Source organism: Massilimicrobiota sp. An80 (assembly GCF_002159255.1).
Classification (GTDB): Bacteria; Bacillota_I; Bacilli_A; order Erysipelotrichales; family Coprobacillaceae; genus Allocoprobacillus; species Allocoprobacillus merdigallinarum.
In genome coordinates this window covers 1-1,158 of sequence record NZ_NFHI01000109.1, presented here as the reverse complement: position 1 = coordinate 1,158, position 1,158 = coordinate 1, and the positions used below count along the sequence as shown (strand labels likewise).

1 protein-coding gene is annotated in these 1,158 nt (G+C 32.9%); it reads left to right on the top strand.

Annotated features, from left to right (window positions below; genetic code table 11):
• The first annotated feature begins 259 nt into the window (after positions 1-259).
• Positions 260-643, top strand: a complete 384-nt coding sequence (locus B5G32_RS13525; RefSeq protein ID WP_206393226.1) for an ATP-binding protein — start codon at positions 260-262, stop codon at positions 641-643.
• Positions 644-1,158: the final 515 nt, after the last annotated feature.

Genomic DNA, 1,158 nt, shown 5'->3' with positions numbered 1-1,158 from the left:
AAAGTATGTACAAAAAACAAGAGAGAAGCTCTTGAAAAGGCATATGAAAATATTACAGATACCTGCTATCCTGATTGGAATGATGATAAAAATCTAATGAACTGGTTAAATGAGCTAAGTAGTATAAATAAATAAAAAATAATGTAAAGTAAATCAATAAGAAACGGTATAAAAACGTGCTTATTAGAACTTACTTTACATTATTTCTAACTTTACATAATTCCCATAATGTAAAGCTTTACATTAAGGTAAATCGTATATTGGATGTGCACTTGGGGTTGAAGCATGTAATAGTGGACTGAAAGTCAAATATATTCGACTGCCAGATTTGTTGTCCGAATTAGAGCTGTCAAGAATACAAGGAACATATAAAAATAAAATCAAACAATATGAAAAATGCGATCTTCTTATTCTTGATGAGTGGCTGTTAGTTAATACAAGCAACATTGAACAGCAAGATATATTGGAAGTATTAGAGAAAAGATATAGAATACATTCAACAATATTATGTTCACAATTTGATGTAGGAGGATGGCATAGCAAGCTAGGAGGTGGTGCATTAGCTGATGCCATACTTGATAGAATCGTACCAAAATCACATACAATAAAGATACTAGGTGATAAATCAATGAGAAGTCGATAATAAATAAAAGGATCCTGATTAAACAATAATCAGGATTTCATTATTGATCAGATTCATCGGAATAGCTGGTCCGGATAATCAGAATGTTGAGAACAATGTTGGTTGATCAGGGATATCGGAATAGTTGGTCAGCATAATCGGAATGATTGGCCAACTTGAGCAGAATAATCAGGTGCTTAAACTGTGTATCGGTGGTGCATAACGCGTGAAATAATCAATTGATAATAGGGCTTTTTCATTTTACGCTTACAGTACACATTAAAAACAGAATATTAAACATGCTAAATTCTCGACTATAGGTATTAAAAAACGGGAAGGTAGTTCCTCCCGTATTAATTTAGAATCTAAAACCCCAAAACCCCATGTTATTTTAGATTACCTTTTTTATTTCATATATGAATATTTCGGTGCAACAGAGCCATGCTGATCACTGTTGAGAGCCACCCTGTCCGTTTTTCGGAGCCACCTATTTCGCTATGAGAGCCACTTGATAATAAAATTAAATAATCGAAAAC